9 protein-coding genes are annotated in these 9,112 nt (G+C 67.8%); 8 read left to right on the top strand and 1 reads right to left on the bottom strand.

Going from position 1 to position 9,112, the window contains the following annotated elements:
• The 7 genes from H0W40_RS17490 to H0W40_RS17460 form a co-directional block, all read left to right on the top strand.
• Positions 1-180, top strand: a 180-nt coding sequence (locus H0W40_RS17490; RefSeq protein WP_292448789.1) for a winged helix-turn-helix domain-containing protein, incomplete at its 5' end; no start/stop codon positions are given.
• Positions 177-1,370, top strand: a complete 1,194-nt coding sequence (locus H0W40_RS17485) for a HAMP domain-containing sensor histidine kinase (RefSeq protein ID WP_292448786.1) — start codon at positions 177-179, stop codon at positions 1,368-1,370. The genes H0W40_RS17490 and H0W40_RS17485, both read left to right, overlap by 4 nt.
• Positions 1,371-1,640: 270 nt before the next feature.
• Complete coding sequence (locus H0W40_RS17480; protein ID WP_292448785.1) at positions 1,641-2,564, top strand: branched-chain amino acid ABC transporter permease; 924 nt, start codon at positions 1,641-1,643, stop codon at positions 2,562-2,564.
• Positions 2,565-2,580: 16 nt separating this feature from the next.
• The gene (locus tag H0W40_RS17475; protein WP_292448782.1) at positions 2,581-3,756 is read left to right on the top strand and encodes an ABC transporter ATP-binding protein; all 1,176 of its coding nucleotides are present in this window, start codon (positions 2,581-2,583) and stop codon (positions 3,754-3,756) included.
• Positions 3,753-4,535 (top strand): ABC transporter ATP-binding protein, encoded by a 783-nt coding sequence (locus H0W40_RS17470; RefSeq protein WP_292448781.1) that lies wholly within the window; start codon positions 3,753-3,755, stop codon positions 4,533-4,535. Before H0W40_RS17475 ends, H0W40_RS17470 begins: the two co-directional genes overlap by 4 nt.
• 12 nt (positions 4,536-4,547) lie before the next feature.
• The gene (locus tag H0W40_RS17465; RefSeq protein WP_292448778.1) at positions 4,548-5,261 is read left to right on the top strand and encodes an ABC transporter ATP-binding protein; all 714 of its coding nucleotides are present in this window, start codon (positions 4,548-4,550) and stop codon (positions 5,259-5,261) included.
• 123 nt (positions 5,262-5,384) lie between these two features.
• Positions 5,385-6,617 carry an ABC transporter substrate-binding protein gene (locus H0W40_RS17460; protein WP_292448776.1) on the top strand — a complete coding sequence of 411 codons (1,233 nt, stop codon included), beginning with the start codon at positions 5,385-5,387 and terminating at the stop codon, positions 6,615-6,617.
• A gap of 45 nt (positions 6,618-6,662) precedes the next feature.
• Here the strand turns inward: H0W40_RS17460 and H0W40_RS17455 are convergent, their stop codons facing one another.
• Entirely contained in the window at positions 6,663-7,688 is a 1,026-nt protein-coding gene (locus tag H0W40_RS17455) for a CDP-6-deoxy-delta-3,4-glucoseen reductase (RefSeq protein WP_292448773.1), read from the bottom strand.
• A gap of 77 nt (positions 7,689-7,765) precedes the next feature.
• Here H0W40_RS17455 and H0W40_RS17450 point away from each other — a divergent pair, with 77 nt between their 5' ends.
• Positions 7,766-8,674, top strand: coding sequence for an SDR family oxidoreductase (locus tag H0W40_RS17450; RefSeq protein WP_292448769.1), 909 nt, complete (start codon positions 7,766-7,768; stop codon positions 8,672-8,674).
• Positions 8,675-9,112: the final 438 nt, after the last annotated feature.

The following is a 9,112-nucleotide window of genomic DNA, read 5'->3' as shown; positions in this document are numbered from 1 at the left end:
TCGCGCGACACGCTCGCGCGCGAAGTGTGGAAGGAAGTCAAACGCGCCACGCCGATGGACAACGTGATCGACGTGCACATCGGCCGCCTGCGCAAGAAGATCGACCAGCCCGGAACGCGGCCGCTGATCCACACGGTGCGGGGCGTCGGTTTTCTGCTTTCGGAGAAACCGCCGAGATGACGCTCGAGCCGATGAACAGCCTGCGGCTTCGCCTGGCGGCGTGGTGCGTGGCAGCGAGCTTTGGGCTCTTGCTGATGTTTGCGGCTTTCACGCTGTTCCTGATGCGTGCCCGCAGCCGGCAGGCGGCAGAGCCGCTCGACGCCGTCTGGGGGGACCTGCTGTGGGCCGCCGGCGTGAGCCTGCCGCTCGTGCTGATCGCCGCTTGCGTGGCCGGTGTCTTGATCGCGGCCCTTGCCGTCGAGCCGGTCGCAGACACCCTCCGGCGCCTTCAGGCCATCCGGCCCGACGCGCCGTCGGCCCGGCTGCGCACGGAGGGTCTGAGCCTCGAAGCCGCTCACCTTTGCGACGTGATCAACGGTCTGCTGGCCGGGGAGCAGCAGGTGCAGAAGAAGCAGGCGCTGTTCGCCACACAGGCCGCGCACGAGTTGCGCACGCCGCTCACCGCCCAGCGCAGCGTGGGAGAGCTGGCGCTGCGCGGAGACCCCACGCTGGCGAGCTTGCGCGAAGCGGTGTCCAGCATGCTTGAACAGGGCGAGCACATGGACAAGCTGGTGGACAGCCTGCTGCTGGTCGCACGCGCCGACGGCGGCATGCTGGGCACGCCCACGACCACCATCGATGCGTCCGAACTTGCCGAAGCGGCGGTGCGCAGCATGCTGCCGCTGGCCGAACAGAAGAACCAGTCGCTGTCGATCCAGACGCAGGACAGCCGGCTCGTCGTGGCCGAAGCCACCTTGCTTCGACAAGCCGTGCTCAACCTGATCCACAACGCCATCGTCCACACGCCGAAGGACACGCGCATCGATGTGGGCGTGCGCACCAATGTTGACGGCGAGGTGGTGATCTCGATCACCGACGACGGCCCGGGCTTCGCTGCCTACGAGCCGGGGCAGGTGGTGCACCGCTATGCCCGGCGGCAGGAAGATCGCCAGGGGCGCGGGGGGCTGGGGCTCGGCTTGACGATCGCGCTCTCGCTGGTGCATGCGCAGGGCGGCAAGATGATCGTCGACAGTCGTCCGGGCTTCGGCACCGCCATCCGGCTGCACTTCCCGGCGTCGGACGGTCCCGTTTCCACGGCAGCGGCCGTGCGGTTCGGCCGGCGCCGCAGCGACCAGGGCGAGGGCAGGGCCGGTGCGCCGAAGCGGCGGCCGTCCGTGCTCACGGCCGTGCTCAAGAGCTCTCGCCGATGACGCGCGTGCGGGCATGGCCGCGGGCCGCGGCTCGCCTCGCCCGAGAAGAACACCATGCGCTCGGCCTCTAGAATCGCGCGCACTGCACGAACGCCCTGATCGAGCGTGCCGGATGCACGCTGCGATGCGCGCATTCGTTGCGTGCACTGATTGCGTGTACCGATGCGTGTTTGAAGTCGGCAGGTCGAAGCCCGCTCCATCTCCGTGGCGGGCTTTTTGCTCCCTGCGGCTACCTCCGACTTTCGTGCCAAGCCCAGGAGACCTTCCTTCATGGAAACATTCATCCAGCAGATCATCAACGGGCTGGTGCTGGGCAGCATGTACGCGCTCGTGGCACTGGGCTACACGATGGTGTACGGCATCATCAACCTCATCAATTTCGCGCACGGCGAGGTGCTGATGGTCGGCGCCCTGACGAGCTGGACGGTGGTGACCGCACTGGCCGGGATGGGCTTGCCGGGCTGGCTGCTCTTGCTGCTCTCGCTGATCGCGGCGATCGTCGTGTGCACGCTGCTCAACTTCACGATCGAGAAGGTCGCCTACCGGCCGCTGCGCAATGCGCCGCGGCTGGCGCCGCTGATCACTGCCATGGGCATGAGCCTGTTGCTGCAGACGCTGGCCATGATCATCTGGAAGCCGAACTACAAGCCTTTCCCGATCCTGCTGCCCAGCGAGCCTTTCAACGTGGGCGGTGCGGTGATCAACACCACGCAGATCCTGATCCTCGTCATGACGGCGGTCACGCTGGCCGGGCTGATGTTCCTCGTCAACAAGACCAAGCTCGGCCGTGCGATGCGCGCCACGGCCGAGAACCCGCGCGTGGCCGGCCTCATGGGCGTGAAGCCCGACACCGTCATCTCCGCCACCTTCATCATCGGCGCGGCGCTGGCCGCGCTGGCCGGCGTGATGTATGCGGCCAACTACGGCTCGGTGCAGCACACCATGGGCTTTCTGCCGGGCCTCAAGGCCTTCACTGCGGCGGTGTTCGGCGGCATCGGCAATCTGCCGGGCGCGATGCTCGGCGGCGTGCTGCTCGGCCTCATCGAATCGATCGGTGCCGGCTACATCGGCCAGCTCACCGGCGGCGTGCTGGGCAGCCACTACGTGGACATCTTCGCCTTCATCGTGCTGATCCTGGTGCTCACGCTCAGACCGCAGGGCCTGCTCGGCGAGCGCGTTGCCGATCGCGCGTGAGCCGGGAAGCCTTGCCATGAAGAACAAGCTGGTCGTCTTCCTGATCTGCGCCGTGCTGCTGCTGGCCGCGCCGCTCGTCGCGCAGCAGTTCGGCAACGCGTGGGTGCGCATCATCGACATCTCGCTGCTCTACGTGATGCTGGCGCTGGGCCTGAACATCGTGGTGGGCTATGCGGGCCTGCTGGACCTGGGCTACATCGCCTTCTATGCGATCGGCGCCTACCTGTTCGGGCTGATGGCGAGCCCGCACCTGTGGGAGAACTTCGCGGTCGTCAAGGCCATGTTTCCGGGCGGCCTGCATTCGCCGCTGTGGCTGGCGATCCCGCTGGCCGCCGCAGTGGCCGGCATCTTCGGCGTGCTGCTGGGTGCACCGACGCTGCGGCTGCGGGGCGACTACCTGGCGATCGTGACGCTGGGCTTCGGCGAGATCATCCGCATCTTCCTCAACAACCTCGACGCGCCGGTCAACATCACCAACGGGCCCAAGGGCGTCGCGCAGATCGACAGCGTCAGGTTCTGGGGACTGGACCTCGGCAAGACGCTGGACCTGGGCTTCATCGAGCTGCCGTCGGTGACGCTCTATTACTACCTCTTTCTCGCCATGGTGGTGGTCAGCGTGCTGATCTGCTGGCGGTTGGAGCGCTCGCGCATCGGCCGCGCCTGGATGGCGATCCGCGAGGACGAGGTGGCGGCCAAGGCGATGGGCATCAACACCCGCAACATGAAGCTGCTCGCCTTCGGCATGGGCGCCACCTTCGGCGGCGTGGCGGGCAGCATGTTCGCGACCTTCCAGAACTTCATCTCGCCGGAGTCGTTCTCGCTGCAGGAGTCGATCATGGTGGTGGCGATGGTGGTGCTCGGCGGCATCGGCCACATTCCCGGCGTGATTCTGGGTGCGCTGCTGCTGGCCGCCTTGCCCGAGGTGCTGCGCCACGTGGCCGGGCCGCTGCAGGAGATGACCGGCGGGCGGCTCGACGCCGCCATCCTGCGCCAGTTGCTGATCGCGCTGGCGATGATCTCGATCATGCTGGCCCGCCCGCGTGGCCTGTGGCCCGCACCCGAGCACGGCAAGGCCGCCCCCACGCCGGTGCCCACGCCGCCGCCGCCCGAGGGCGGACCCGCGAAGGGGCCCGACACGCGTGATCGCACGGAACGCGCGCGCGTGGGCGAAGTGCGAAGGAAGACGCCATGAGCCGGCAAGACGCGATCCTCGAGGTCGCCAAGGTCTCCAAGCGCTTCGGCGGCCTGCAGGCGCTCAGCGACGTGGGCATCCGCATCGAGCGCGGCCAGGTGTATGGCCTGATCGGCCCCAACGGCGCCGGCAAGACGACGTTCTTCAATGTGCTGACCGGCCTGTACGCGCCCGACTCCGGCAGCTTCGCGCTGGAGGGCAAACCGTACAAGCCGTCGGCGGTGCATGAAGTGGCCAAGGCCGGCATCGCGCGCACCTTCCAGAACATCCGCCTGTTCGCCGACATGACGGCGCTGGAGAACGTGATGGTCGGCCGCCACGTGCGCACGCACTCCGGGCTGATCGGCGCGGTGCTGCGCACGCGCGGCTTCAAGCAGGAGGAGGCCGACATTGCCCGGCGCTCACAGGAGCTGCTCGATTACGTGGGCATCGGCCGCTATGCCGACTACAAGGCGAGAACGCTGAGCTACGGCGACCAGCGGCGCCTGGAGATCGCCCGCGCGCTCGCGACCGAACCCAAGCTCATTGCCCTCGACGAGCCGGCGGCCGGCATGAATGCCACCGAGAAGGTGGTGCTGCGCGAGCTGATCGACCGCATACGGAACGACGGTCGCACCATCCTGCTGATCGAGCACGACGTCAAGCTCGTCATGGGCCTGTGCGACCGCGTCACCGTGCTCGATTACGGCAAGCAGATCGCCGAAGGCAACCCGTACGACGTGCAGCGCGACGAGAAGGTGATCGAAGCCTATCTCGGCGTCGGCCACAAGGCGCACTGAGCAGGAAACGAGATGGCAGACACGCTGCTCGGCATCACCGATCTGAAGGTCGCCTACGGGGGCATCCAGGCCGTCAAGGGCATTTCGCTGGAGGTGCGGCAGGGCGAACTGGTCAGCCTGATCGGTGCCAACGGCGCGGGCAAGACCACCACGCTCAAGGCCATCACCGGCCTGCAGGCGGCCGGCAGCGGGCAGATCGAGTTCTTCGGCCGCAGCATCAAGGGACAGGGCCCGTGGGACCTGGTGCGCCAGGGCCTGGTGATGGTGCCCGAAGGCCGCGGCACCTTCACGCGCATGAGCATCACCGAGAACCTGCTGATGGGCGCGTTCTCGCGCAAGGACAAGGAGATCGACGCCGACCTCGAGAAGGTGTTCGGCATCTTCCCGCGCCTGAAGGAGCGCCGCCGCCAGCTCGCCGGCACGATGAGCGGCGGCGAGCAGCAGATGCTCGCAATGGGTCGAGGCTTGATGGCGCGCCCGAAGTTGCTGCTGCTCGACGAACCGTCGATGGGCCTGTCGCCGATCATGGTCGACAAGATCTTCGAGGTCATCGACACCATCCACCGGCAGGGCACCACCGTGCTGCTGGTCGAGCAGAACGCCAGCCGCGCGCTGCAACTCGCCACGCGCGGCTACGTGATGGATTCGGGCGAGATCACCATGCGCGGCGAGGCGAGCGCGCTGCTGAGCGATCCCAAGGTGCGCGCGGCCTACCTGGGCGAATGAACGCTCGATCGGGCAAGAATTTCACGTTCGTATCGCACTGGTAACAGGCCGCAAGGGATCGTCCCCGCCCTGCACCGCCGGTCCCCACCTAAGCTGCCACCACTTTCAAGGGGGAGTATCGAGATGGGGCAGATCAGGACTCTGACGGCTGCGGGTGTGCTGGTCCTTTTCGCTGCGGCGTCCGCACAGGCTCAAGCTCCGGCCCGGCAGGCGATCAAGCCGGTGCGCGTGGGCCTGATTGCACCGCTGACCGGCGGCTCGGCCGATTTCGGCAACAGCGTGCGGCTGGGCGCCGAGCTGGCCGTCAAGGAGATCAACGAGGCCGGCGGCTACCTGGGCCGGCCCTTCGAGCTGGTGATTCGCGACGACAAGGCCATTCCCGACGAAGGCCGCAAGGCCGCCGAAAACCTCGTGCTCGAGGAAAAGGTCGACTTCACGCTGGGCTACTGCAACACCGGCGTGGCGATGAAATCCATCGAGGTGTTCCAGAAGAACAAGCACCTGCTGATGGTGCCGTGCTCGCAGGGCACGGCGGTCACGGCCATGTACCCGGCGGCGCAAAGCTACATTTTCCGGGTGGCGCCGAAGGACCTGATCAATGCGCAGTTCCTGGTCGGCGAGATCGTCGATCGACGCCAGCTCCGCAAGGTGGCGCTCTTCGCCGACACCACCGGCTACGGCGAAGGCGGCGTGGTGGACATCACGGCCGAGCTGGCCAATCGGGGACTCAAACCCTTGCTGGTGACGCGCTTCCCGCTCGGCGTCACGTCGCTCACGGAGCAGATGCGCGTGGCGCGCGATGCCGGCGCCGATGCGTTGGTGGTCTACACGGTCGGGCCGGAAGAGGCGGCCGCGGCCAAGAGCCGCCACGAGCTCGGCTGGAAGGTGCCGTTCTTCGCACCGTGGCCGCTGTCGTTTCGCAGCGTGTTCGAGCAGGCCGGCGCCGAGGCGCTGGAGGGCACCATGATGGCGCAGACCATCATCCACGACACGGCCAACGAGCGCCGCGCGTCGTTTCTCGCGCGCTACTTCCAGCATTCGAACGAAAAGCGCATCGGCTCCCTGATGGCCGCCGCGCAAACCTACGATGCGATGCACCTGATGCTGTTCGCGATGTTCCAGGCCCAGGGCACGGGCCAGGGCAAGATCGATGGCGACACGCTCAAGCAGGCGCTCGAGAACAAGGAGCGCACCTACCGCGGCGTCGTCACCACTTACGAATCGCCTTTCAGCAAGGACGACCACGACGCGTTCTCGGTCAACATGATCTGGCTCGGCGCATGGAAGCGCGGCGAGGTGGTGTTCCATTACGCCGACGACGCCAAGCGCTCGTCGGTCTTCCGGCGCAAGGAGTGAGCACGCGGAGCAGCGCCGAGCGCGCCGCCGCATTCGACCGACGCGTCAGTGCTTGTCGGCTTCAGAGGTAAACGAGTCGGCGTAGAACTCGTTCGGCGGCAGGCCGCAGCGGGACACCAGATCGCGCTGCGCCGCGTCGACCATCGCGGGGTTCCCGCACGCATAGACCTGATGGCCTGCCAGATCAGGCTGGTCGCTCATCACCGCTTCGTGCACGAAGCCCGTGCGGCCGGTCCAGCCATCCTGCGGCTGCGGGTCGGACAGCACGGGCACGTAGCGCAGCCACGGCATCTGCGCGGCGGCCTGCAGGGCCCACTCGTGCAGGTACAGATCGGCCCGGCTGCGGCAGCCCCAGTACAGCACCGCCTCGCGCGTGCTTTGCTTGAACTGCAACTGCTCGACGATGGCCTTGATGGGCGCCAGGCCCGTGCCCGAGGCCAGCAGAACGATCGACCGGTCCGCGTCCTCGCGCAGGTAGAAGCCGCCGTAAGGGCCTTCCATGCGCAGGATGTCCTTCTCCTTCATCGCCGCGAACACGTGGTCGGTGAACAGGCCGCCGGGCATGTGGCGCAGGTGCAGTTCCAGGCCGCCGGCTGCGAGGTGCGGCGCGTTCGCCATCGAATAGCTGCGCCGTGCGCCGTCCTTGAGGATGAATTCGATGTACTGGCCCGCGTGGTACTGCAGCACCACGTTCGCCGGCAGCTGCAGCTTGATGAGGGCGACGTCGGGCGCCGGACGGCTGATCGTGCTCACACGGCACGGCATCTTCTGCACCGGAAACTCGCCGGCCGCGGCGACATTGCGCGCCTCGACGATCAGGTCGGTCTGGGGTGCGGCGCAACACGTGAGGATCAGCCCCGCCTCTTCCTCGGCAGCGCTCAGCGCCTTGTTCTGATGAGCACCGTGGATCACGCGGCCTTCGAGCAGCCGGCTCTTGCACGAGCCGCAGGCGCCGTCGCGGCAACCGTAGGGCAGGCCCACGCCGGCACGGATAGCGGCGGTGAGCACGGCCTCGTCGCGGGCCACGTCGAAGCTGCGGCCGCTCGGGCGCAGCATCACCTTGAAACTCATTGGGTATCCTCGGCGCGCAATGAAAACAACAGCAGGATTGTGACCGGCGCCTCCCTCGCGCCGGCCTATCGCACCCCATGCCCACACCTGCGCCCCACCGTCCGGCAGCGTTCCGCAAGCCGCGCCTGCTGATCGTCGGCTGCGGCGACATCGGCGAGCGCGTGCTGCGCCAGCTAGGGGGCCGCTACCGCGTTTTCGCACTCACTTCACAGCCGGCGCGCCGGCCAGCCTTGCGGTCGCTGGGAGCGACACCGCTGCTCGGCGACCTCGATGTGCCGGCCACCCTGGGCCGGCTCGCCGCACTCGCGCCGCGTGTGCTGCACCTTGCGCCGCCCCCCGGAAAAGGGCGCAACGATCCTCGCACCGCTGCTTTGCTGCACGCATTGGCGCGCGGTGGCGTGGCAGAGCGCATCGTCTACGGCAGCACCAGCGGCGTTTACGGCGATGCACGGGGCGCGCGCATCGATGAGACGTGCGCCACGGCACCCTCCACCGACCGTGCGCGCCGACGCGTCCAAGCCGAGCAGCGGCTGCGCTGGTACGGCCGCGCTTTCGGAGCCACCGTCACGCTGCTGCGCATTCCCGGCATCTACGCCGCCGACCGACCCGGTGGTGCGCCACGCGAGCGGGTGGCACGCGGCACGCCGCTGCTGCGGGCCGAAGACGACGTCTACACCAACCACATCCACGCCGACGACCTGGCGCGCGCCTGCATTGCCGCACTGCACCGCGGCCGTGCGCAGCGTGTGGTGCACGTCAGCGACGACACGGAACTGAAGATGGGCGACTACTTCGATCTGGTGGCCGATCTCGCCGGGCTGCCGCGCGCCGCGCGCTTGCCGGCTTCCGAGATGCGCGAGCAATCGACACCGATGGGCTGGAGCTTCATGAGCGAGTCGCGCCGGCTCGACAACCGCCGGCTCGAGCGGGAATTGCGCGTCGTGCTGCGCTACCCCACGGTGCGTGAGGGACTGGCCGACGGTTGATACGAAGTTGCATTCGATCGGCTAGGAATGCTGTGATTGACAGGCCCCGCATGGGTCGGCAATCGGCGCGTTGCGGCGCTTCGATGTGCGTTGCTGTTGCTTTGCGGATGTTGTGCGTGAGCAAAGCCGCGGGCGGGCGGCGGGCTTCGCTTCGGTGCGGCGGTCGGCCCTGCGGGCCGACTGCGCTGCGCTGCTCGGTCTCGTGGCTGCGTCGCAGAACTCGCTGCGTTCGCTGCGCTCACTGCGCTCAGACAACTGCGACGAGTCAGTTGACGAAGCGCGCTGCGCGCGCAGCCACGAGCCCTGTGCTGCTCGCCGCCGCACAGGCGCTGCGCCCGCCGCCCGCCCGCGGCTTTGCCAAACAGCGCTCGTTCTCTATGGAGAGGGGAACGGAGCAATGCAGGCGTCGAGCCTGCATTGCTCCGGCGCTTCGCGGGC

Source organism: Methylibium sp., assembly GCF_013817345.1.
Taxonomy (GTDB): Bacteria; Pseudomonadota; Gammaproteobacteria; order Burkholderiales; family Burkholderiaceae_C; genus Methylibium.
Note: the sequence above shows the minus strand (reverse complement) of the source record. Positions and strands in the feature narration are given on the sequence as shown.